Annotated in this window: 20 protein-coding genes; 9 read left to right on the top strand and 11 right to left on the bottom strand. The window is 44.5% G+C overall.

The genetic code is table 11. From position 1 onward, the window contains the following. Positions 1–7: 7 nt before the first annotated feature. Positions 8–2,008 (top strand): putative bifunctional diguanylate cyclase/phosphodiesterase, encoded by a 2,001-nt coding sequence (locus tag GMES_RS19085; protein ID WP_006994440.1) that lies wholly within the window; start codon positions 8–10, stop codon positions 2,006–2,008. A gap of 391 nt (positions 2,009–2,399) precedes the next feature. Continuing rightward, the gene (locus GMES_RS19080; RefSeq protein ID WP_006994439.1) at positions 2,400–3,329 is read left to right on the top strand and encodes an exopolyphosphatase-related protein; all 930 of its coding nucleotides are present in this window, start codon (positions 2,400–2,402) and stop codon (positions 3,327–3,329) included. Positions 3,330–3,373: 44 nt separating this feature from the next. Here the strand turns inward: GMES_RS19080 and GMES_RS19075 are convergent, their stop codons facing one another. From GMES_RS19075 to yejK, 4 genes are all read right to left on the bottom strand, one after another. Further along, positions 3,374–3,907 carry a VC2046/SO_2500 family protein gene (locus GMES_RS19075; RefSeq protein WP_006994438.1) on the bottom strand — a complete coding sequence of 178 codons (534 nt, stop codon included), beginning with the start codon at positions 3,905–3,907 and terminating at the stop codon, positions 3,374–3,376. A gap of 187 nt (positions 3,908–4,094) precedes the next feature. Next, positions 4,095–4,904 (bottom strand): M23 family metallopeptidase, encoded by an 810-nt coding sequence (locus GMES_RS19070; RefSeq protein WP_006994437.1) that lies wholly within the window; start codon positions 4,902–4,904, stop codon positions 4,095–4,097. Further along, positions 4,897–5,772: a 6-carboxytetrahydropterin synthase gene (locus GMES_RS19065; RefSeq protein ID WP_006994436.1), complete on the bottom strand. Its 876-nt coding sequence runs from the start codon at positions 5,770–5,772 to the stop codon at positions 4,897–4,899. The genes GMES_RS19070 and GMES_RS19065 overlap by 8 nt, the downstream gene beginning before the upstream one ends. A 150-nt stretch (positions 5,773–5,922) precedes the next feature. After that, positions 5,923–6,972, bottom strand: a complete 1,050-nt coding sequence (gene yejK, locus GMES_RS19060) for a nucleoid-associated protein YejK (protein WP_006994435.1) — start codon at positions 6,970–6,972, stop codon at positions 5,923–5,925. A 186-nt stretch (positions 6,973–7,158) separates the two neighbouring features. Here yejK and GMES_RS19055 point away from each other — a divergent pair, with 186 nt between their 5' ends. Both GMES_RS19055 and GMES_RS19050 read left to right on the top strand, forming a co-directional pair. Next, positions 7,159–7,377: a YejL family protein gene (locus tag GMES_RS19055; protein WP_006994434.1), complete on the top strand. Its 219-nt coding sequence runs from the start codon at positions 7,159–7,161 to the stop codon at positions 7,375–7,377. Positions 7,378–7,385: 8 nt separating this feature from the next. Beyond that, the gene (locus tag GMES_RS19050) at positions 7,386–8,915 is read left to right on the top strand and encodes a DUF3413 domain-containing protein (RefSeq protein WP_006994433.1); all 1,530 of its coding nucleotides are present in this window, start codon (positions 7,386–7,388) and stop codon (positions 8,913–8,915) included. Positions 8,916–8,968: 53 nt separating this feature from the next. Here GMES_RS19050 and GMES_RS19045 read toward each other — a convergent pair whose 3' ends face one another. Further along, positions 8,969–9,817, bottom strand: coding sequence for a putative RNA methyltransferase (locus GMES_RS19045; RefSeq protein WP_006994432.1), 849 nt, complete (start codon positions 9,815–9,817; stop codon positions 8,969–8,971). Positions 9,818–10,019: 202 nt separating this feature from the next. Between GMES_RS19045 and GMES_RS19040 the strand changes: the two genes are divergently transcribed. Next, positions 10,020–10,862 carry a transglutaminase family protein gene (locus GMES_RS19040; RefSeq protein ID WP_006994431.1) on the top strand — a complete coding sequence of 281 codons (843 nt, stop codon included), beginning with the start codon at positions 10,020–10,022 and terminating at the stop codon, positions 10,860–10,862. Positions 10,863–11,162: 300 nt separating this feature from the next. Here GMES_RS19040 and GMES_RS19035 read toward each other — a convergent pair whose 3' ends face one another. Next, positions 11,163–12,344 (bottom strand): MFS transporter, encoded by a 1,182-nt coding sequence (locus tag GMES_RS19035; RefSeq protein WP_006994430.1) that lies wholly within the window; start codon positions 12,342–12,344, stop codon positions 11,163–11,165. 375 nt (positions 12,345–12,719) lie between these two features. Here GMES_RS19035 and GMES_RS19030 point away from each other — a divergent pair, with 375 nt between their 5' ends. Further along, positions 12,720–13,841, top strand: a complete 1,122-nt coding sequence (locus tag GMES_RS19030; protein ID WP_006994429.1) for a zinc-binding metallopeptidase family protein — start codon at positions 12,720–12,722, stop codon at positions 13,839–13,841. Here GMES_RS19030 and GMES_RS19025 read toward each other — a convergent pair. Further along, complete coding sequence (locus GMES_RS19025) at positions 13,795–14,541, bottom strand: proteasome-type protease (protein ID WP_006994428.1); 747 nt, start codon at positions 14,539–14,541, stop codon at positions 13,795–13,797. The two genes, GMES_RS19030 and GMES_RS19025, sit on opposite strands and share 47 nt — an antisense overlap. 161 nt (positions 14,542–14,702) lie before the next feature. Here GMES_RS19025 and GMES_RS19020 point away from each other — a divergent pair, with 161 nt between their 5' ends. Then, positions 14,703–16,157, top strand: a complete 1,455-nt coding sequence (locus tag GMES_RS19020) for a circularly permuted type 2 ATP-grasp protein (RefSeq protein ID WP_006994427.1) — start codon at positions 14,703–14,705, stop codon at positions 16,155–16,157. Position 16,158: 1 nt separating this feature from the next. Beyond that, entirely contained in the window at positions 16,159–17,079 is a 921-nt protein-coding gene (locus tag GMES_RS19015; RefSeq protein ID WP_006994426.1) for an alpha-E domain-containing protein, read from the top strand. A gap of 149 nt (positions 17,080–17,228) precedes the next feature. On the opposite strand, the gene fabB is transcribed toward GMES_RS19015, so the two are convergent. Beyond that, positions 17,229–18,443, bottom strand: a complete 1,215-nt coding sequence (gene fabB, locus GMES_RS19010) for a beta-ketoacyl-ACP synthase I (RefSeq protein ID WP_006994425.1) — start codon at positions 18,441–18,443, stop codon at positions 17,229–17,231. 284 nt (positions 18,444–18,727) lie between these two features. On the opposite strand from fabB, the gene mnmC reads away from it, so the two are divergent. Then, the gene (mnmC, locus tag GMES_RS19005) at positions 18,728–20,845 is read left to right on the top strand and encodes a bifunctional tRNA (5-methylaminomethyl-2-thiouridine)(34)-methyltransferase MnmC2/FAD-dependent 5-carboxymethylaminomethyl-2-thiouridine(34) oxidoreductase MnmC1 (protein ID WP_006994424.1); all 2,118 of its coding nucleotides are present in this window, start codon (positions 18,728–18,730) and stop codon (positions 20,843–20,845) included. A gap of 65 nt (positions 20,846–20,910) precedes the next feature. On the opposite strand, the gene GMES_RS19000 is transcribed toward mnmC, so the two are convergent. From GMES_RS19000 to GMES_RS18990, 3 genes are read right to left on the bottom strand one after another with little or no spacing between them, the layout of a single operon-like run. Next, the gene (locus tag GMES_RS19000) at positions 20,911–21,222 is read right to left on the bottom strand and encodes a YfcL family protein (protein WP_006994423.1); all 312 of its coding nucleotides are present in this window, start codon (positions 21,220–21,222) and stop codon (positions 20,911–20,913) included. A gap of 33 nt (positions 21,223–21,255) precedes the next feature. Continuing rightward, positions 21,256–22,392 carry an ATP-NAD kinase family protein gene (locus tag GMES_RS18995; RefSeq protein ID WP_006994422.1) on the bottom strand — a complete coding sequence of 379 codons (1,137 nt, stop codon included), beginning with the start codon at positions 22,390–22,392 and terminating at the stop codon, positions 21,256–21,258. Next, entirely contained in the window at positions 22,392–23,024 is a 633-nt protein-coding gene (locus GMES_RS18990) for an elongation factor P hydroxylase (protein ID WP_006994421.1), read from the bottom strand. The genes GMES_RS18995 and GMES_RS18990 overlap by 1 nt, the downstream gene beginning before the upstream one ends. Positions 23,025–23,155 lie beyond the last annotated feature (131 nt).

The following is a 23,155-nucleotide window of genomic DNA, read 5'->3' as shown; positions in this document are numbered from 1 at the left end:
GAAGTTAATGAGAATACGCAGTTACTTAGCTTTACTTGTTTGCGCCTGCTTACTGGGTGCATATGTATTAGAGCAGGTGCTCGCTTATCGTTTTAACAATGTACAGGCCCTAGCGGAAGAGCATAGTAAAAGCCTACTTTGGGAGAAAGATTTACAGCGAATTGAAAGCACCGCCTCCCAGTTTTTAGTGTCCTGTGATTTAGTGATTGGCTCCGGCAATACCTACCTTATATTCGGCGCTAAAAACATGGGACAGTATCTCGTAGATGAGCTAGAGGTAATGCAATCCGATGTGCGTTTTCCTGAGCTCACCTCTAAGATATACGAATCTCGATCTTCGGTTAAAAATATTATCGGTACACTTGATATTGTTTCAGATCTCCCGCCGAGCAATTTACAACTGAGCTTGAGTAAATTGCTCAATCAATATGATCCCGTCAGTTTGACTCTATCTCGCAACATTCAGTTTTTAACCCAAAAAACCACCGAACTTATTAAGCTAGAGGCAGTAAAGTTAGAAAACGAAAAACAGCGCATGGTCGAAGTAAGCTGGATGACGCGTATTGGCTTTTTTATGTTAATAGTCGGTCTTTGGTGGTGGGCTAACAATCGGATCTGTAAGCCATTGAACGGCCTAGTTTATTCATCGCACCGCGCCCTTTCAGGTCATGATTTTGAAGCCTCTAAAAAGGCACCAACAGAAATTTTAGAGCTGAGCAACGACTTTAAGCATTTAACCGAGACGCTGTTTCATCAAGCATCTCACGACCCACTGACTGAGCTACAAAACCGAAGGGCGTTTGAGCGCAATCTCCATGAGATAATGGGTGACAGAAGGCTTAGCTACTTTTTGTGTTTTATAGACCTAGATTACTTTAAGACGATCAATGATACCTGTGGTCATGCTGCTGGGGACGAAATTCTGGTCAAGGTCGCGCGTATTTTAAAAGCCAATGTGAGAAGCAACGACGTAGTGGCTCGCTTAGGAGGCGATGAGTTTTCAATTTTAATTAAAGACTGTCCTTTTGATAACGCATTGCAAATCGCCAAAAATATAAAAGAGAATATTCGAGGCTTAACATATCATTGGGAAGGTGAAACCTTCCACCTCAGTGCCAGTATTGGCGTGGCACCTAAAGTACATGGTAGTACGACCACTGAGCTGCTTAATTCAGCTGACGTGGCTTGCGGGTTAGCAAAAAATGCTGGGCGTAATACGGTGCATTTATATGATGTGAGCAATGAAACGGGCGTCAACAAGCGTCAAGACATAATATCCGTACATCAAATCAATAACGCCCTTAAAAACGATCTCTTTGTCCTATATAGGCAAGATATTATATCGCTTCAACATACTCAGCCGGATCAGCACTTTGAGATATTGCTGCGCATGAAGGGACCAGATGACATCATTATTAGTCCCGCAAGTTTTTTCCCCATTGCCGAGCGTTACCGCCTTACCAGCAAGATAGATCGCTGGGTGATTAACGCTGTATTCAAGCATTACGCAGATAACAAAAAGCAGCTCGACAGTATCCAAATGATTTCAATTAATCTGTCAGGTCACTCAATGAATGACGTAGAGTTAGAGCAGTTTATTATTACTAAGGTACACACCGGGCTTATCCCAGCGACCAAAATATGTTTTGAAATAACCGAAACGGTCGCAATAACTAACGTTAAACGGGCAAGATTGTTTATGGATAACATCAAGACGCTTGGGTGCAGTTTTGCACTGGATGATTTCGGCAGCGAACACTCTTCTTATAGCTACATAAAGGAGCTTCCCACCGAAAAAATTAAAATCGACGGCTCTTTCGTTGCCAGCATGATGGAAAACCCTCTTGATTACACAGCGGTTAAATCTATTTGTGATATTGCTAAAGCGGCAAAGCAGGACGTTATCGCTGAATTTGTTGAAGATAAAAAAACGATGGAAGCACTAAAGAAGCTCGGTGTGGATTACGGACAAGGATATTATTTTTGCCAACCTTATGCCCTCGTCTAAGGGTTTTAACCTTGCTGCGCCATTGTGACGCCCATTAAAAAGCCGCAACATGAAACATGAAGCGGCCCAGGGATAATACGACAGTTCACTACGCTGTCATTAGGTTAGTCGCCAAATACAGGCAAAAAGTTTAATGAAGATAAAAATAAAAATTTCTTTTTTCCCTGTGTGTCTTATACCTTACGCTGTACGCGGTATTATTTTTACTCAAAAATATAACTAGTCACGTCGTCCTTAGACTAAATATCAATACTTATCAGAGATTTAGTTTTTGAATAATACTTTGTTACGTTTTAGACTCAATTAACACTCGGCGATAATAGTTAGTCTGATTTTTCATATTCAGAGCACTAAAAACGTTCAAGTTTCAATTCACAACCAAGAGAGCATTATGTCAAACAGTACTTTTCGACTTATCACCCGCAGCGACTTCGACGGCTTAGTCTGTGCAGCTTTGCTTAAGAACATGAACATGATTGACGACATTAAGTTTGTTCATCCTAAAGACATGCAAGACGGAAAAATTGAGGTAGGGCCGCAAGACATTTTAACCAACTTGCCTTATGTCGAAGGCTGTCATATGTGCTTCGACCATCATCACAGTGAAACCATGCGTAACAAAGCGCACGATAATCACGTTATCGACCCATCCGCCCCTTCTGCCGCGCGAGTGGTATACGACTATTATGGCGGTAAAAGTAAATTCCCTAAAATCTCTGACGAGCTAATGGACGCGGTTGATAAAGGGGATTCAGCCAACTTTAACCAGCAAGAAGTACTCGACCCACAAGGTTGGGATTTAATGAATTTCTTGATGGACGCACGCACTGGGTTAGGCCGTTTCCGTGAGTTTACTATCTCAAACTACAATTTGATGATGAAGCTTATCGATTGCTGTTTAGATCTCAGCGTAGATGAAATTATTCAACTTCCCGACGTACAAGAACGGATCAAAATCTATCAAGAGCACCGCCCGTTAGCGGTTGAACAAATTAAACGCTGCGCGACAATCAAAGACAACTTGGTGATTTTAGATTTAAAAGACGAAGATCCTATTTATGCCACCAATCGTTTTATGATTTATGCCTTGTTCCCACAATGCAATATCTCTATTCATAAAATGTGGGGCTTTCAGAAACAGAATGTGGTGCTTGCTATTGGTAAATCGATTCTGAATAAGTCGTCTAATACTAATATTGGTGAAGTGTGTTTGAAACACGGGGGCGGCGGTCATGAGAATGCCGGTACCTGTCAAATTGCCACCGAGCAAGCCGAAGCAGTATTGCAAGAAATCACCCGGAAGATTAATCAAGACGGCTAAACTCCATTAGCTTATTCCGAACGTTTAGGTTGATTTAGCGTTTATCAGGCCTGCATTTGCAGGCCTATTTCTTCCAGCAAATCAAAGATACCGGTTTCATCCACTTTAATTTCATTTGGCGATCCATTGAACCCCTCCGCTTCTTGGCTATGAGCAAAGTGTTGTGCATAGCGGCTTTGGGTATGTATATCGCAATTCTCGAAAATATCTTCATCAATATGAAAAGCATCATTGTGCAATGATAAAGGTTGTGGGTGCATTGCTAACCATAGCTGAGCACTGCGAATACCATCGCTGTGCAGTATTTGCGAGGTTGTATCCGCTAAAGGCCAGTCTTGGGCAATTGCTTGCAATGGGGCTTCGGGGTAATCAGATTGGACGTCATAAGCATGCTGCGTAACAGATTCGCTTGTGGGACCAATGCGAGGGCGAGCTAATACGTCTTGTTGCAGCATCGATAACAACAGGGCAAATTTCGCTCCTTGGTTCGACGCGCGATTAAGCGACCCGCCGAATTCAAGATCCTGAGAAGCCTTATTGACCGTTTGATTATGTTGTGCTGATTGAGTTTCCTGCAAGCCTAGCTCACCAATAAATATCGTTCGTAAAACGGCAGATAGTAAAATGATTGATTAACTAGGTTATCGCTCAAACCCTCAAGAGCTTGAGGGTAAATTCTCTGAAACGCATTGAGTATCTGAGCCAGCGTTATATTTGTGCTAAAACGCCAATATTCAACATGGTGCGCCTAACGACTTTGGGGGATTATCGCTTAGGCACTAATAAAGCGGGGTCGATTCGTACATTCATCCAATTCATCCGCCAATCTAAGTGCGCACCAGTCACACGTCCTGTGGCACCAATTTCAGCAACCAATTGACCTTGCTTCACTTCATCGCCCGCTTTAGCTAATCCCTTACTTAAGTGCAAGAACGTAGATGACACACCAAGCCCATGATCGATAATCATAGTGCCCCCGGAGTAATACATATCAGGGACAAATAGCGTGACCACACCATCAGCCGGCGCATAAACAGGAGTACCTGTAGGCGCTGCGACATCCACACCATAGTGAGGGCGTTTAGGCTGACCATTCAATACGCGCTGGCTACCGTAAACACCACTTATCGGGCCTTCTGCCGGCCATACAAAATCTTGAGCGAAGTCGGTGCGCTCATCACGACGTGCGCGAGCTGCAGCCACTTGCACATTATCTTGACGGATTTTATCTAGCACCTCTTGTGGAGGAGAGACCATTTTACTGGGCAGGCCTTCAATACGCTGAATGTCGTATTCTCGCGAGGTTAACGTGATGCGCTTTTCGTGCTTTTTACCTTCAGGGTCACGCCATGTTAGTTGATGTTCCAACGTATCATCTCTGCTAAAACCAAAAGCAAATTTGCCACCATTGCCCACTAAGATAGACTTGTCATCAAGCCAAATTTCACTGCCCGCTGGCACGCTGCCTCTTAGCAAACTGCCTTGGGTTAGCTCTCCTCGCAGCTCGAGCATCTCAGCGTGGGCTCCAACCATAAACAGTAAATTGATAAACGCCCCAAAAATAAGTTTATGCATAAGCGATAGCACCTTTGCCGACACCTTCAAAAGCAAATATTTTAAATTCGCTCTCAGGTACTAAGCGCTTTTGTTCGTCAGCGATGTACTGCGCTAGGCACTCTACTGTGGTATCTGTGTCAACCATTTCTGTTTCAGCCTTGGGAATGGCCAATTCAAACCACCCCTGTGACGATTCGTAGCCAAACAAATAATGTCCCGTGAAATCCGTTTGGTTTTTTACGAAGTTCACCTTATCAGCGCTCACTAGATCTTCGTTAGAGCCCACATAAATATCGCACCAGCGCTCGGCCCAATACTGCTGCCACTCTAGGCTTTCATGTTGGTTTTCAACAATGGTAATTTTCGAGCGATGCCCATGGGCGATACGCTGACAGTTGCCGTCGTGCTTTTTTAAACCATGGGTGTAGTGGTAGTAGGGGGTATTGATCACTTCAGCGCGCAGGTTTAGCTCTAGTCCTGCCACATTGTCAGGTAAATGCGTTGCGATCACCTGCTTTAAATACTGGCTAACCGATGACATGGTCACATGCTTAGAGTACACGAAAGCATACGCCTCAGAGGGGCAATTAAGATGGATAGAGCGACCTTCTGGGCGCATAAAGTCCACGCTTACTCTGTCGTTCTTTTCATCCCGCCATATATGGCTGTATTCATGTTCAACGGGGATCAGCAATTTATGGTCGACATACTCATCGATCAAATGCTTGAGCTGCTTTTTAACCTTAGAGAAGTCGAGCACCATGCTCTCTTCATTCAAATCGCCGTCTAATACGACGTCGACTATCCAACTTTCTCCCACCATGCCGCGCTTGGGGCACAAATACGAGAAATCCATAACGGTTAAATCGTTAACGAATAATTGCATAAAACAGACTGAATACCTTTGTTGAGAGCATAATTTTTGGGGCAATGGTTAGTATATTACGAGCGCAGTATATCGCGGGTATGAAACTTTATCATGTGTTTACACCAGCCTGAATCAACAGACTGGTGCGCTTTTTTCGCTATATCACCGTTACTTTTGAGCCTTGAGCAACTGATCTTTCAAATTCGGCGGAATGCCCTTGATCATCAGCGTGTCAGACCCTGCGTCATAATGCACCCGTTCACCGTACAAATTACGCTCAAAACTCAAGCTTATCCCACCACCTTGACCACTAAATTTTGCCAAGGTTTTCAAAGCGCTACGGTCTGCTTGAAAGTTTTCTTCAATAGGCGTTTCACTATTCGCTACGAATTGATAGAAGTCTTCGCCTTCAGGCTCTTTAGGTAGTTTATCCGCCAACTCTTTTAGCTGAATATCCTCGCCTGCATCGAGCTTTTCTTTGTAATACTCAGAAACAGTTTTACGGGTTGCTTGTTTCTCACTGGCATCCATTTGTTCTGACGCCAAATAATCATCAACTGAGCTGAGTAATTGCTTATTCTGCTGCTTGATATCGACCAATTCTTCGCAGCCCAAAAAGTGCATGAAGAAGTCAGATACCTTGCGACCCATTCTGCCTTTAATAAAGCTGATATAGCGATTCTGCTCAGGCGTAGTTGAAAGCTGAGTAATATCAATACGTACCGCAAGTTGCATTTTGGCTAAATCTAAGTGATCGCTGCTGCTTAGTTCTAACTCACGGTTAATTTCCACGTGCTGCTTGGTGTTCAATATCGCGATCATCAAATATTCAGTGGCCAAAAATTCATAATGGCTGAACACCACAAATCCCGTTTCAATGCTTGCCATGTCTGCCATGGTCTTTTTCAGCATCTCGCTGCTCTGAATACTGAAATCAACAAACTGTTCAGGATCGCTAAGCATGGCAGTCAGTTTGTCTTGGAACTGACTCACCGGTAGCTCTTCACCATCTTCATCTTGGGCTGACTCTGCGCCTTGCTCAACGAACCCGCCCACCCCTTTACCCGGCTTTGTATTAAACGCATGGTTAATCTGCTGGGCGAGATCTTTAATCTCGGGGGTAACTGAAAAACAGCTGTTGCGTGGAACAAGTGTCAGTTGTTGCTGATCATTTATCGCTAATTGATGTACTACAAAGTGACGAATGAGTGCGCTCACGTTGGCTCCTTTACTTGTGTTAACGGTTTGCGCTGTTACAGCACAAACCTAAAATGGATCTTGTTGGACGAATAACTAGACAACTAACGCCCTTTTCGCCGACTATTTATCTGCCTACAGTGCGCATTACTCGCATTTTGAGCAGACCATTGTTACTATCTCGCCATCACTATTGAGAGAAAAAACATGCCTCAAAATTCTAAATATTCGGATACCCAATTCGAAAACGTTATGCACGACATCATCATCGCACTGGAAAAGCATCAAGCCAGTCGAGATTTATCATTGATGGCGTTGGGTAATGTCATCACTAATATTTTTATGCAACAGGTCAACGAAAGTCAGCGAAGTGAAATGGCTGATAAGTTTACACAAGTACTTTTAAAAAGTATCAATGCTAAATAGATAAATTCATGATTTTAACAGAAACGCCTAGACGTAAATTAGTCACGCAGTTAGTTACTTGGGGCCATTGGTTTGCGCTTTCAAATATGATCCTGGCCATCGCGATTGCCAGTGTTTATATTTTTAGCTCACCCGCCCCTGAAACGCCATTGGGGATCACCTATTTACTGACTAACTGGGTCAGTCACATAGGCTTTCTGACTTTCTTCGGCTTCATCATTCTGATATTACCCTTGTGCTATCTAGTACCTAACGCGCGAACGGTCAAAGTCGTTAGCGCTGTTTTAGCCGCCGTGGCCCTAGCCATGCTCGGGTTCGATGCATTGCTGTATAACAAATACGGTGTGCATCTGAGTTTTTCAACCGCTGAAATGCTAAGAAGTGAGGCCAACACCAGTATGTCGTTGTTTGGTTGGCAGAGGTGGGCATTTTTCTTTCTCATCTTTATATTCTGGTTGTCTGCTCAATTAGTCATCGCGAATGCGCTTTGGAAGCGTGTTGCGCGCCTGCAAAAACGTAAACTGGCCTTGCCAATCAGCAGCTTTTTTGTGGTTTGTTTTGTATCTAGCCATGCTCTTCATATTTGGGCGGACGCGAACTTGTATCACCCTATTGTGCAGCAAGATGATTTATTTCCGTTGTCTTACCCTGCGACAGCGAAAACCTTGATGTCTCGTTATGACCTGCTGGACAGAGACAATTACGAGCAACGTCTTGAGCTACAATTCGATGATCGGATCAGCCAGATTAGTTACCCTTTATCGCCTTTGTATTGCTCCGTGTCTGCACAGAAGAAAGTGTTATTATTAGTCAATTCGGAAACACAGGCGCGCACGCTTGAAACAACCATAGCCCATAGCATTCCACTATACGCTGACCAATCATCAGCAAGCGACAGCCAGCGCAGTTACCTCTTTGGCCTACCTGAGCTATATCATTCAGCGCTTAGCAATAAAACGCCTATTTTGCTGGAGTTACCTGCCGCTTTAGGATTACAGGTCGGTATTTTTGCGAATAAACTTGAAGCTGGTAAACAAGCACAGAAATTCAGCCAGCAGTGGTCTGATTTTGAGCAAGGCGTTACCTCCGCCAAGACGAACCTTGCCATAGGTTTTGTAAGCAATGAGCAACTCAGTGACATACTCGCTACCTCGCAAGTTATGCAGGATTACCAAGTATTAGTTGTGAACAAAACCGAAGCTGGTGAGTATGCTCTGTATAGCACTAACACGCTTTTCGCCAACTTTGCCAGCAGTGAGGATTTAGCGCCTACCATACTGAATTTGTTAGGTTGTAACGCCCCAACGCAAAATTACAGCACCGGGCGGGACTTAAGCAAGCCAGGGCGTGACTGGTTAGTAACCACCCAAGAGCGTATGGTTATCGTGATGCAAGATGATAAGCGTATCGAAGTCTCTAGTAACGGTAACAGTAAGGTGTATAACTTATTGACTGCTAAAGAATTACCGGATGATGCTGATACACGCTTACTCAGCCAAGCAATTAAACGTCTCAGCAGTTTTGCCGCGCCACGTTAAATTTGAATATCGAAGGATCGAAAAGCCTGCTTCTGCAGGCTTTTTTGTGCCCGCTAATCAACTTTACGCAACAATCGTAATGAGAAATGCGCACTGACGTGAGTCAGTAGCTCTTTGATTCGCTGCGTGTTTTCCACCGATGTAGACCAATAATAGGGTGTCATCATTAGCAAGTTCATTCGCATCTCAGGCTCTGCTAGCTCAAAATCAAACGCCAATGTTTCCTCATGCGCCAATTCGAATCCCAGTGGTACGGGAGGTGACGGTTTATGTTCAGCAGGTGCCGCATATACACAGGCTTTTAGCTCAGCTAAGTGTTCAGGGGCCGGGTTCACTTGTAACCAGATCCCGGCTTTATCCAAAATACGCAAAATTTCTTGCTCGCTACTCGGCGCAAACACTTGGATAACGCCTTGCTGACTTGCATTGGGTACAGGAATAGCAAAGCTGCTAGCAACGCAAAATTCGCTCTCAGGGTACTTTTTAGCAGCCTTTTGCACTGCAATTTTTGAAATGTCTAAACCAGCGCCAATGACTTTAGAGCTCTGGGACTGCTCATTGATTGACGTTAGAATACGATGCAAATAGTAACCTTCACCACAGCCTGCATCGAATACATTTGAGCTTGCCGCGGCTTCGTCATTATGCTGCTGTGAACGAACATACTCACTTAACAATTCAGCCATTCTAGTGGCCAGTGGTTGGTAATACCCTTGCTCCAAAAAGGAGCGTCTAGCATTGACCATCTGTTTGTTGTCACCAGGCTCTTTACTGTTCTTATGATGAGCGAGCAGTAAATTAACGTAACCTTCTTTTGCCACATCATAAGTGTGCCCAGCAGCGCACTTATAGGTGCGTTCAGATGAAAGTAAAGGCGACTGACAGGCAGGGCAAGTCCACATGACGATTCCCGGATAATGAAAAAAACGCAGTGTAGCAGAGTTTTGTTTAGGTTTGCTTTAACCCTACAACGTTTTATAAATATCGTCAGTTGACCAAAGAATAAGGAATAGACGTTTAATGTATTGACGCGTGACCACTTCGTATACATGCTATTATCTGGCAACAAATCGCCCAGTGGTTAATATTACGAGGGAGAGCAACATGAATTATAAGATAATCCATGAGACCACCTATTTATTTGATGGCGACGTATTTTTAGAGCCCCATTACCTGAGGTTTCGCCCGAAACAAACCCCATTTATCGACGTTACCCATTTTTCTATATCCCTAAAATCAGCACCTCAAGGGCACAGCATTATTGAAGACGAAGAACATAATACGATAGACTTCTGCTGGTTTGAAACACTCACAAACCGCCTGACAATCCATGTGGAAAGTTATCTTGAAACAAAAGACCATAATCCATTCAATTTCATTATCCACCCAGATTCATTTAATACCTTACCTTTTACCTATTCTGAACATCAGTATCAGATACTATTTGCTTCATTACAGAAGCAAGCGCTAAATCAAGAACTGCTAGATTATGCCAACACGATACTCGACGCGGCGCAATGTAATACTGTCGCCTTTGTGACCAACCTTACCACCCAAATACATCAAGACTTTATCGTTGAGTATCGGGAAAGTGGTCCACCAATGTCACCTAATCAAACCTTTAAACTGAAGAGAGGCTCTTGCCGCGATTTGACTTGGATGCAAATCAATATTCTGCGAAATCACGGTATTGCCGCACGTTTTGTCAGCGGTTACTTCTATTTTGATATGGAAAAACCCATATATGAGTTACATGCCTGGGTAGAAGTGTTTATTCCTGGCACGGGATGGCTAGGTTTTGACCCGAGTCATGGAATGTTAACAGGAAACACGCATTTTTCGGTTGCCTCTAGTGCCATCGCTGAAAATACCATGCCAGTGTCGGGAGGTATTCGGGGCAGCGCAACATCACAACTGCTCACCCAGCTAACAATAGAGAAGCAATAGAGAGGCAATAAAAAAGCGGCAGCAAACTGTCGGTCAGGGGATTTATTAGCTTATCATGCAAATTCAGTCTCGACTGATGGTTCTAATTCCATCCACTATCAAAATTGATGGGGTAATTAATTACCGTCCGCTTTGTAGTAAGGGGCTCAGGCCAATTAAATCTGTCGTAACCGTTAAAGCAACAAAAAAATATCGCCTCATAAATGCACATTTAGGCACCCTATGTGCTCACTTCCAAGCGAGTTTATAGGTGCGCTTGATTATGTCTTTGCAGGTGCATATATAGGTGTAGCTTCAACGCTACTGACTGGCAATATGCTGTTTAACAAAGCGGCTATAAGCCCACGTCATGAACCAAAGCCAAGCACCTCCGATGGGTATGACCCAAAAAGCAGTGGTTAACGGGGCGAAATGGGCCCACAAGCCTGTGCTGAAAGACGCTACCTGCACGCCAATAGATGAACCAATAACGCACAACCCAGAGATAATCGGCCCTTTGTCGCTGTCCACATCCATCGCCGCTGAGAGCATTAGCGGAAATAAACCGCCTAAACCTAGTCCCAGCATGAAATTGCCCCACGACATCACAACAGGATCGACTGCGAGTTTAATCATAAAACTACCAGCAACCATGATTGTAGCCAAAATCAGCATCAATCTGTGTGAGGTTAACCACTTCAGTAACAGCGCAAATACAAGGCGACTTACCACCATACCCGCGGTAAAAAAGGCGAATACTAACCGAGATTGCTCACCGCTAAATCCGTGACCATTTTGGGCATAACTCACAAACCAGTTGGCGTTACCAAACTCAACCATGCCATAGCCAAATGCAGCGAGGGCCAGAAAAATAAAGACTGGGCGACGAATAATATCCCCATAAGATAGACTTTTTCGATTCTTTTTCGCTTCTTCGGGCGCAATTAATTTTTTGCCCTGATGTGCCACGCGCCATGTATAAACCGCTAGTACGAGTAAACCGATGGCTAAAATACGCAATGGCCAACGCCAATCATGTTCTATCAAGTACAGACCTGAGACATAAAATGGCGCTGCCAACGTGCCTAAACTAAACATAAAATCCATAAAACCCATCATTGCCGAGCGGCGCTCAGCATGTAGGCGGGCGATTACAGTGTGACCTATGGTAAATAAACTAGAGGCAAACATACCCAGCACAAGGGCCCCCGCGAGTAACCAGATCCAATGTTGAACAAACGAAATTGCAATCAACAACGTCAACACACACACTAGCAGCACCGCAAATAACGACATAAAGTCGAACTTTTGTGCATACTTACCGCCTAAAATGGCACCGAGGATCATACCAATTGATATCAATGTAAAAAACGCACCACTGATGACTTCGCTCATAGCGAGGCTTTCAGCTAAGTCCGGTAGCAATACGCCCCATAGAATGAACACCATGCCAAGAAAGAAAAATCCAGCAAAGATGACTGATGTAGCCGCGCGGCGATCCATAAATACTCCAGTTTAAAGCTGATGAATAACAAAAATGAAGATGAACTATCCCTCGAATCGGCGTTCAAGGTGCTCTATTTGTGCGCAAGGTAACCAACTTATGCCGTTACATGCAATGCTAATTTCTCATAATTTCGCGGATTTACGCTATTTGCGAAAGTTTATAAAACACCATTAACGACATACCTACAAATACCCCAATTAGCTAACAGCATCACAAAGCTGCAATGACTTTATATGTCGGTTATCACCGGGTTAACACCGTGTTGCAAAATAAACGGCTAAATTCAGTGCGTAAGTTATTCGGATAAACACACTAGCTTGCTACAATCGAATATCACCGCACATCTGCAGTGAATTATCAGGAGTGTTTGCTTGAAAACCTTTACTTGCCAGTGCACCAATACCTTGCATTTTGCCAACTCTCAATGCGTCTCCTGTGGATTAATGCTCGGCTTTATAGCAGATGAAGCAAAACTGAGCGCCTTTACCACCAATCAATATGGCAACTTACAAGCTTCATGTAACGGCAAGCTTTATCGTAAGTGCAAAAATTACGCAGACCATAATGTGTGTAACTGGATGGTTAGCTTTGACGATGACAACGAGTATTGCATCTCTTGCCGATTGAATGAAGTGATCCCGAATTTGGCTGAGCCTGAAAATTTGACGCTTTGGTTTCGCTTGGAGCAAGCTAAGCGACGCCTATTATATAATGTCATCAGGCTGGGTTTACCCATTGAAGGTAAGAGCTCAAGTAACCCAACTGGGTTAGGGTTTGCGTTTTTACAAGATGAAATTGAAGACCAATACGGTAATGAGCTTACGGTCAAAAATTTTGTCACCACTGGACACGCCAGTGGACTGATCACCATCAATATCAACGAGGCCGACCATAGCACACGTATTGATATGCGTGAGAAAATGGGTGAGCGATATCGCACGCTCGTCGGGCATTTCAGGCATGAATCAGGTCACTACTATTGGGACAGGTTAATTGCGCACAGTGACAAGATAACTGAATTCCGCCGCCTGTTCGGTGACGAACGTTCAAGTTATGTCGATTCGATGCAAAAATATTACAAGCACGGACCATCCAGCAATTGGCAAAATGTGTGGGTCAGCGCTTATGCGAGTATGCACCCATGGGAAGATTGGGCTGAGACTTGGGCGCATTATTTACACATGATAGACACACTAGAAACCGCCAACGATTTTGATTTTTCGCTTGCCGGAATTAAAATTGCTAATCCCATCCCTTCAAATGAAATTCACGATCAGGTTTTCATCGCTTCGAGCTTCACCCATTTATTTGATAACTGGTGCCAGCTAACGAAAGCGTTAAACGGGCTCAATCGCAGCATGGGTTTAGATGATGCTTACCCGTTTGTCATTTCTATTACAGCGCTGGACAAACTTCGCTTCGTGCATGAGGTTATATCCAGTAAGCTTAATAGCGATTATATTTGTCCCAATCCAGCTTTGGTAACTGATTAAAGGCTGATTTTATACCGTTGTTCCACTGGGCTTGAATCGATTGATAATCATCGCTGGTAGCACTTAAAACCAAATGTTCAGGTGGTTGAAATATATCTCGCTTGTGCAATGTAAGTTCTATTGGCGGCCCCACTGACACGTTGCTGCGCATGGTCGAATCAAGGGATATGACCGCACAGCGCGCAGCATCTGATAAAGAGATATCTGCACTGATGATCCTATCCAAAATCGGCTTACCATATTTGCTCTCACCAATTTGAAGATACGGCGTTTCAGCGGACGCAGAAATAAAATTTCCTTGCGGGTAAATAAGGTAAATCTCGCAAGGCTGTCCCTTTATTTGACCGCCTAGTATGAAGCTAGATTCGTTACTGCTATTTGATTTTTCAAACGCCTCACCATGTATTTGCTGTTCATGCTGGCTCAATTTTCCAATGTACTGAGCGACCTCATGCAAATATTTTCCTTGGCTAATATCAAACTCAGACTCAGGATCGTCCAAGTCTCGTTTAATTGCATTAACAACGGCTTGAGAAGTGGCCAAGCTACCGGAGGTAAGTAAAACCAACACGCGATTATCATCAAATACAAAGCGACTCATTTTACTGTACGTCGCGACGTAATCTACCCCTGCATTGGTACGAGAATCAGACGCGAAAACTAGGCCGTCATCCACACTTATCGCTAAACAATATGTCATATTTATTTACCTAAACTATTCGCTAACGTAGCCACAGAAAATCCACCGTATTATGGCTCTCGATTTGAAATGAAGCCAATATAAACGTCAAGACGTTTTTGTATCAAATCCATCCTAAAGTCGTATACTAAACAAGCAGCTAACAAGATGGAGAGCTCAGTATGCCGATTAATTGGAATAAATACGACACGGGTCCGTTTCACGACGAGTTAGTAAAAAGCCCCGGAAAACCAAGGGCTTACGCCAAAGGATTATGTGAATTCATTCAAAACCTATCTGATGTAGAACTACAAGAATACAAAGCTGGTGCAGATTCCGCTATAAAAGTCATGGGGATCACGTTTCGCGTTTACAATGATGAAGAAGGCTCCATAGACAGAGCATGGCCGTTTGACATTGTTCCGCGTTTAATTGAACTCAAAGAGTGGCAACAAATAGAAAAAGGGTTGAAGCAGCGAGTCAAAGCATTAAACCTGTTCATCAACGATCTGTATAACGAGCAAAACATTATTAAAGATGGCATCTTTCCCAAAGAGCTATTAACCCACTCGAAAAACTTTCTACCCCAGTGCAAAGGCGTTACTCCTCCAATGGGAATTTGGGCGCATATCTGTGGCTCTGATTTAGTCCGCGACCAGCATGGCACTGTTTATGTTTTAGAGGACAATTTGCGTGTTCCTTCAGGGGTGTCTTATATGCTTGAAAACCGACAAGTGATGAAGCGAGTATTCCCAGAGATGTTTAGACAGTATGACATTTTACCTGTCGACAATTACCCCTCAGATTTGTACGACATGCTGGCGGCGCTTTCTCCTCGGGAAATTCCTGAACCAGAAATCGTTGTGCTTACGCCAGGAATCTATAATTCGGCGTATTTTGAACATGCTTATTTAGCCCAACAAATGGGTGCAGAGTTGGTAGTGGGCGATGATTTAGTGGTCGAAGACGATAACTGCGTTTACATGCGAACCATTAATGGACTGAGTCGTGTGGATGTTATTTATCGGCGCATCGATGACGACTTTATCGACCCGGAGGTATTCAACCCTGAATCAACTTTAGGGGTGCCTGGTCTCATGCGCGCTTGGAAAGCGGGTAATGTCGCCCTCGCCAATGCACCAGGCTCAGGAGTGGCTGACGACAAAGTGGTATACAGCTACGTACCGCAAATTATTGAGTATTATTTGAAGGAGGAGCCACTTTTATCAAACGTGCCGACTTATCGCTGCGTCAACCCAGATGAAAAAGAATATGTCCTAGCAAACATTGAGAAAATGGTGGTTAAACCAGCTAACGAATCTGGCGGTTACGGCATGCTAATTGGTCCCCATGCAAGTACCAAAGAGCACGATGAGTTTCGCCAATTGATCAAAGATGACCCACGAAATTATGTGGCTCAACCCATGCTATTGCTCTCTACAGCACCCACTATGGTGGGCAATACAGTAGAGGGGCGGCACCTTGATTTACGGCCATTTATTCTCAGTAGCCAAGACGTGTGCGTAACAATGGGAGGCCTTACTCGCGTGGCGATGACCAAAGGCTCAACAGTGGTTAATTCTTCGCAAGGTGGTGGTAGTAAAGATACCTGGATTGTTGATATGGAGGGTAATTAATATGTTATCTAGAGTTGCTAATAATCTGTGTTGGTTAGGCCGCTATTTAGAGCGCGCAGAAAATACCGCCAGGCTAATAAACGTCAATTCCAATTTATTGCTCGATTTGCCTAAGAGCATCGTCCTTGGCTGGGAACCACTCGTGGATATCGTCTCCGACAGAACTGCTTTTTATACCGCCTATGATGTTGCAGATGAACAAAGTGTATTAAGCTTTTTACTATTCGGGCCTAACGATCCCTCTTCTATTGTTAGCTCTTTGGAATTTGCACGAGAAAATGCCAGAACAATCCGTGAAATCATACCGAGAGAAGTATGGGAACAAATCAATGAGTTGTATATTTATGGCCATGAAAATTATTCAAAAGCGCTTATCCGACGATCTCGCTATGAATTTTTGACTGAGGTCATTGAGTCAGTACAAAAGATCACAGGTATATTGGCTGGCACCATGACGCACGATGAAGGCTATCACTTTTTAAAAATTGGCCGCAATTTGGAGCGCGCTGACATGACCACACGGATCATTGATGTTCGCTCTGCATCCTTGTTACAAGAAACAGAAACCGAACAGTCAGCGTTTGAAAACTTGCAATGGATGAGTGTGCTTAAATCTCTTACTGCCTATCAAATGTATCGAAGAGAAATGCGCCTTAGAATCCGCAGGCCTGATGTATTAAAGTTTTTACTGCTTGAAGAGCGCTTCCCTCGTTCATTGCTGCACACACTGCAAGAAGTCGATAAATGTGTGCAAACACTGCCACACTTCGATGCAACTAAATCTGAAATAGAGCAAGTAGAGAAACTGTTGATGAGCGCGAATCCTCAATCTTTGATTCAAGACAAACTGCATCAATTTATCGACGACGTGCAGCTTGGCATAAATCAGGTGTTTGTTAAACTCGAAGAAACCTACTTTTAAGTGGTAACCATTTAAAACGTTGTACCAACGTCATTAAATAATTAGCCACTCAGCGAAAATTTATTGGAATTGTTATTGAAACACTAAATTTTAAAACATAAAAAAGCCCGCTAAATAGCGGGCTTTTTCATCATTGATGCGCTGGACTACTAGCCTTTGTAGCGCTGCATCACCAAAGTACAGTTTGTACCGCCAAAACCGAAGCTATTTGACATCACCGTGTTTAGCTTAGCGTCACGGGTTTGAGTGACTACATCCATCCCTTTCGCCGCTTCATCTAATGTTTCAATGTTGATAGAAGGCGCAATAAAGTCATTTTCCATCATCAATAGACTATAAATCGCTTCGTTTACACCTGCCGCACCAAGCGCATGACCGGTCATTGCTTTTGTGGCGCTCAGCGGTGGAACGTTATCGCCGAACACTTCACCGATAGCCCATAGCTCTTTAACATCGCCCACTGGGGTAGAGGTACCATGAGTATTAATATAATCAATTGGCTCATCAATACCGTTCATCGCTTGCTGCATGCAGCGAATAGCACCTTCGCCTGATGGCGCTACCATGTCTGCACCGTCTGATGTGGCACCGTAACCCACGATTTCGCCATAGATTTTAGCGCCGCGCGCCAGTGCGTGCTCTAGCTCTTCAACTACAACCATACCGCCGCCACCAGCACCAACAAAACCATCACGGTTCGCGTCATAGGTACGTGACGCCTTGCTTGGCTCATCGTTATATTTAGTAGAAAGTGCGCCCATGGCGTCAAATTCCATTGATAGCGTCCAGTGCAGCTCTTCACCACCACCAGCAAAAATAATATCTTGCTTGCCTAACTGAATTTGCTCTAAAGCGTTACCAATACAGTGCGCACTGGTTGAACATGCTGAGCTAATCGAATAGTTAACACCTTTAATTTTAAAGGGAGTAGCCAAGCAGGCTGATACGGTACTGCCCATGCAGCGCGTTACCATGTATGGCCCTACGCGGCGTAAGCCTTTTTCGCGCAATATGTCTACCGCTTCCACTTGATGTTGAGAAGACGCACCGCCAGATCCCGCAATAATACCTGTGCGAACGTTTGATACCATCTCTGGGGTCAAACCTGAATCTTCAACAGCTTGTTGCATCGCAATATAGGCGTAACCTGCGGCATCCCCCATAAAACGCAACGTTTTACGGTCAATGTGATCAGCTAAGTTAATATCAACTTTGCCCCAAACATGACTGCGCATGCCATTTTCGGCAAATTGTTCAGAATAAGTGATGCCAGAACGCCCTTCTCTAAGAGATTTCGTGACTTCAGTTTTGTTGTTACCAATACTAGAAACAATGCCTAATCCGGTGATAACCGCTCTTCTCATGATAAACCCTTCAAGCAAAAAATTGCTGCTTTTAAAATTGCCGCATATGGTAACGATTTTCGCGATGCAACTGGTCTGCTCTTTAGCGTATATAAATCACGCATCCCAGCCTGCGTACTACAAATCATTACCGGTTATAAATAGCATCCCTATTTACTTAACACTGTTTGGCCTATTTACTTAACACTGCTTGGTTTGTATAGACCGTTTGGATTGTCCAAGCAGTTACCTTAAACTATCGTGCTTTTGAAGACTAGCCCAAGCATACTCGGAGACCCAAACGATTGACCATTAAAACAGCAGATATTCAGTTTAACGCTGATGGCACTCCAATCGCCACGAATTTTGATGACGTGTATTTTTCATCCTGCGACGGCGCCTCAGAAACCGAATATGTCTTTTTACACAATAATCTGTTGCCTCAGCGTTGGCAGCAATGGTCAAAACCTAGCTTTGTTATTGCTGAAACAGGCTTCGGAACTGGGCTTAACCTGTTAGTGACACTAGCTGCGTTTAAACAACATTTAGCCCAAAACCCTGCCAGTAAAATTAGCTTGCACTTTATCAGCACGGAAAAATTCCCCCTTACCCATACAGACCTAGTCCAAGCTCTCGGTGCTTTTGTTCAATTTGAAGATGACGCTAAGGCATTAATTGACCAATACCCTATGCCACTCGATGGTTGCCATCGTATGTCTTTTGTAAATAACCGCGTTATTGTCGATTTATGGCTAGGTGATATCCATGACTCATTACCCCAATGGCATACCAATGAAGACGGCTTAGTAAACGCGTGGTATTTAGATGGGTTTGCCCCCAGTAAAAACCCACAAATGTGGTCACCCCAGTTATTTGAACAAATGGCACGCTTAGCCAGTAAAGACTGCACGTTCGCTACCTTTACCGCGGCTGGTTTTGTAAAGCGCGGATTACGTGATGCAGGCTTTGTAGTAGAGAAACGCAAAGGGCACGGCCGCAAGCGTGAAATGCTTGCCGGATGCATAGCCAGTGAGTCTGAGATTCAAATTAATCGCCAACAAGCCAGATATTATCAGCGCGCCGCTTATGTGAATCTTGCTACTGTAATTACTAGTAATGCAGAAAGTCACGCGCAAACGGCGTTAGCGAGTAAACCCAAAGTCGCGATTATCGGGGCTGGAATTGCAGGGGCCAGCATGGCCTATGCCATGGCGAAAAAAGGCTATGACTGCGATATTTATTTTAACGATGCGACCCCTGCACAAGGTGCGTCGGGTAATCCCCAAGCCGGGTTCTATCCGCAACTCAATGTGGATGCAAGTCATGCCAGCCAGATTAACGCCCACAGCTTTGTGTATGCCGCCAACCAGTATCGACAGCTCCAGTCTCAAGGTTTCCAATTCGCCCACCAGTGGTGCGGCGTGTTGCAATTGGGTTTCAAGCCTGCGCTGGCAGAACGTTATGCAAAACTGACTGAAAGCCAATTGTGGCCTTTCGAGCTAGTACGTTATGTTGAGCCCAGCGAAGCAGCACAGTTAGCCAATTGTGACATGCCATACGGTGGTTTGTTTATGCCGCTGGGCGGTTGGATAGATCCTGCACAATTGGTCGATGCCTTATTCGCTGCAGCAGCGAAATTGAGTCAGGTGAGGTTATATAGCCATCATGCACTCAAACGCATAGAGCAAAAAAATGTCTCCAATACCGCGCAAGAGAACACACGTTGGCAATTACATTTTGACGATTCAATGGGCACATCTAAAAAGAATGAAAATACTAGCTTAGCGCTAGCTGACATTGTGATTTATGCCACTGGTGCACAAAGTCATGGTATATCAGAGCTCGCTAATTTCCCTTTGCGCATGGTTCGTGGCCAAGTTGAAGCGGTTCCGGCTCAAGCGGCTCTAAGTAAATTGAAAACCGTGCTATGTCATAAAGGTTATTTAACCCCTGAGTATAACGGCCAGCATGCACTAGGCTCAACCTATGTGAAAAATGATTTGAGCACTGATTACCGCCTAAGCGAGCAAGTCAAAAATTTAGCCACCCATTATCAATCGCTGTCAGACTGTCATTGGGCACAAGAAGTAGTGGGTAACGCACAAGGCCGAGCAGCAGTGCGTTGCAGCTCTCCGGACCACTTGCCTTTGATGGGTGCATTGGCAGATATTGACAAGCAAAAGGAGGAATTAAGCGATTTGTACAAAGCCCTGCCCTTAGGCTATTACCCAAAAGGAAGTGATATTACTAATGTGTTTATGCTCACAGGGCTTGGCTCACGTGGGTTGACTACGGCACCGTTAATGGCTGAAGTACTCGCCAGTCAAATCAGCGGGCAACCACTGCCTATGGCAAATGATTTATTGAATACCCTAAACCCAAATCGTTTTTTAATCCGTCAGTTGATCCGCCGGGAAGTGTAATCCCGTCGTTTCAGGAGGTAGTAGTGGCCACGAGTTAGCCTTTACCATCCCTTGAATCACCACGACTAAGGCGTTGCCTTAGCAAAAAGTGTGTTCCATAGCGCCGAAACTTGGGTTTGGTCTTGGCCTTCGACTTCATTGTTGGCATAGGCTTTTTCTAAACTAGTTTGCATATAGGTATCAATCGCTTTTAGCGAATAATCATCTAATGCCAATGCATTACTCGTTACTAGGGAAAAGTGCCCCGTTAAGTAACTGGCTATAAACAATTCTTGGTCGCTGCCATCAACGACCACACCATCAAGGTACATTTGCGTTGAGTCGACAAATTCATCGAATCTTTGTTTTGCTTCATCGCTGTTTACTGATCCACTCATATAATCTGTTCAAGTCCTGTCGTTAGCTAGTCATTAAAATTTAGCGATGGGGTACAACACCTGATCTTTGTACCCTGTGGTTACGCAGATCATTCCCGCTAGATGAGCATCAAGCGCAATATCCCCAGTGTCTGCGATTAAAGGCTTACCCTTTAAGCCTTGTAATTTGCTTTTGGTAGCCACAAGCAACAGGTTGTCACGACCAATTTTTTTGAGCACCTCAGGGCTAATCTGCTGATTGCCTCGGCCGAAGATATGCCCTTGGCCACCAATTAAGGTGATAACTAAAGTAACGGGTACATTTGAAACGTATTCGAGCAAGGAACTGGCCATCACATCATGGGCAACAACCTGCCGGTTTTGCACAATATCTACGCCAAGTAAGGTGTTCTCTAAACCTAGCTCCTGCATAATGAAGCCTACGGTTGAGCCTGAGCCCATCACAAATAGACGCTCAGGGTGCTCGTCCATGAATTCAATCACATGCGCGGCGATATCACTCAGTACCAACTCCTCAGATTCCTTGCCGCCCATTTTCACCGCTTGGATATAGCGAAGTTCACTGGGCACACGCATTTCACCATACTGACGGGCATTGACTCTGCCTTGGCGAAAGAGGGTTTCGTCTATGTCCATGACATCAGCTTCTTGCAAGGTGACAATTTCGCCGTTGACCATCATAGCCACCACGCGCCCCGCCGCCTGCGGCGTAACAGCGTATACCCCTGAGTGAATTTTGCAGCCTGCAGGCACACCCAACACAGGTAATGATTCACCGACAATACGGCAAACATTGCGCGCTGTGCCATCGCCTCCCGCAAAGAGGAGCAAGTCTACTCCCTGTTGCTGTAGTATGTGTACGCAGCGCTCAGTATCTTCCGGTTCGCTTTGAACAGCTTCTTGTTGATACACCACTGTGTGCTCAAACCCCATTTCGGCCACGAGCGCTTCGCCCATTTCACCGCCGGCGGTATAGATATGCACACTATCTTTAACCCCCAGCAATTCTTGTAGTGCCAATCGAGTGCGGCTATTTGCCAATTTGGTCGCACCTAGGGCGAGTGCTTTATCTCGAGTTTGCCTACCGTCGCTACCTTTTAATGCGACGCTGCCGCCAATGCCAGCAAAGGGGTTAATCACTAAGCCAAGTATAAAATGCGTCATTGTCATTACACCCCAGCCTTAGTCATAGCGACACGCCATTCTTCGGGCAAACTAAACTTAGCTGGCGATAATGCCTCTGTGGCATAGAATGCTGCAAGCGCATCAATAAACAAGGCCGCCCGCGGGGGGAATCCATCTCGTAAATAGTTTAATACTTGTTGATGCACATTTAAGGTAAATGCTTTGGTATCGGGCTCGGTACCATTTAGGTTATCAGTACTAACACGAAACGCTTTATTAGCTGCCACAGAAAACGCCCATTCGATTGCTTGAGGTTTAATTTCTACTTGCTCGAATTTTTTCTGCTCGGCTTCTGTTCTCCCATCTGGGCAATACCAGTAACCATAATCGTTTAACATACGACGCCTTTTTCCGGCAATACACCAATGGGCAATTTCGTGCAGTGCGCTGGCGAAATACCCATGGGCGAAAATCACTTGATGGAAATCACACAGCTCATTGGCTGGGATATATTCAGGCTCGCCAGCGCCTTTAATCAAGCGGGTATTCTCGCTTTGATTGAAGGCAGCATCAAATAGCGCAATCACATCTTGGTATTGATGTATTTCTGCGCTGGTGTGACGACGACCCTGCTCACTGAAGTCGTTCGAATGTATAGAGGCGTTAGCGATATTCATAGGGGGCGCATTCTACCTAACCCAGACCTATAAACTCAAGCTGCGAAACGCCCTATTGTGTTAACTCGGACTTTGCGTCAAGCTAACCTAAGCATATGTTTAATGTTTTCTATTTTCTTTTTTTTCATCTC

This window comes from Paraglaciecola mesophila KMM 241, from assembly GCF_000315015.1.
GTDB classification, from domain to species: domain Bacteria; phylum Pseudomonadota; class Gammaproteobacteria; order Enterobacterales; family Alteromonadaceae; genus Paraglaciecola; species Paraglaciecola mesophila.
This window is presented reverse-complemented; position numbering and strand designations above follow the sequence as displayed.

What these genes read in the sequence shown, in the direction of transcription:
- GMES_RS19085 (WP_006994440.1), top strand. Translation starts at nt 8, where the DNA reads ATGAGAATACGCAGTTACTTAGCTTTACTTGTTTGCGCCTGCTTACTG.
- GMES_RS19080 (WP_006994439.1), top strand. Translation starts at nt 2,400, where the DNA reads ATGTCAAACAGTACTTTTCGACTTATCACCCGCAGCGACTTCGACGGC.
- GMES_RS19070 (WP_006994437.1), bottom strand. Translation starts at nt 4,904, where the DNA reads ATGCATAAACTTATTTTTGGGGCGTTTATCAATTTACTGTTTATGGTT.
- GMES_RS19065 (WP_006994436.1), bottom strand. Translation starts at nt 5,772, where the DNA reads ATGCAATTATTCGTTAACGATTTAACCGTTATGGATTTCTCGTATTTG.
- GMES_RS19055 (WP_006994434.1), top strand. Translation starts at nt 7,159, where the DNA reads ATGCCTCAAAATTCTAAATATTCGGATACCCAATTCGAAAACGTTATG.
- GMES_RS19050 (WP_006994433.1), top strand. Translation starts at nt 7,386, where the DNA reads ATGATTTTAACAGAAACGCCTAGACGTAAATTAGTCACGCAGTTAGTT.
- GMES_RS19045 (WP_006994432.1), bottom strand. Translation starts at nt 9,817, where the DNA reads ATGTGGACTTGCCCTGCCTGTCAGTCGCCTTTACTTTCATCTGAACGC.
- GMES_RS19040 (WP_006994431.1), top strand. Translation starts at nt 10,020, where the DNA reads ATGAATTATAAGATAATCCATGAGACCACCTATTTATTTGATGGCGAC.
- GMES_RS19035 (WP_006994430.1), bottom strand. Translation starts at nt 12,344, where the DNA reads ATGGATCGCCGCGCGGCTACATCAGTCATCTTTGCTGGATTTTTCTTT.
- GMES_RS19025 (WP_006994428.1), bottom strand. Translation starts at nt 14,541, where the DNA reads ATGACATATTGTTTAGCGATAAGTGTGGATGACGGCCTAGTTTTCGCG.
- GMES_RS19020 (WP_006994427.1), top strand. Translation starts at nt 14,703, where the DNA reads ATGCCGATTAATTGGAATAAATACGACACGGGTCCGTTTCACGACGAG.
- GMES_RS19015 (WP_006994426.1), top strand. Translation starts at nt 16,159, where the DNA reads ATGTTATCTAGAGTTGCTAATAATCTGTGTTGGTTAGGCCGCTATTTA.
- fabB (WP_006994425.1), bottom strand. Translation starts at nt 18,443, where the DNA reads ATGAGAAGAGCGGTTATCACCGGATTAGGCATTGTTTCTAGTATTGGT.
- GMES_RS19000 (WP_006994423.1), bottom strand. Translation starts at nt 21,222, where the DNA reads ATGAGTGGATCAGTAAACAGCGATGAAGCAAAACAAAGATTCGATGAA.
- GMES_RS18995 (WP_006994422.1), bottom strand. Translation starts at nt 22,392, where the DNA reads ATGACAATGACGCATTTTATACTTGGCTTAGTGATTAACCCCTTTGCT.
- GMES_RS18990 (WP_006994421.1), bottom strand. Translation starts at nt 23,024, where the DNA reads ATGAATATCGCTAACGCCTCTATACATTCGAACGACTTCAGTGAGCAG.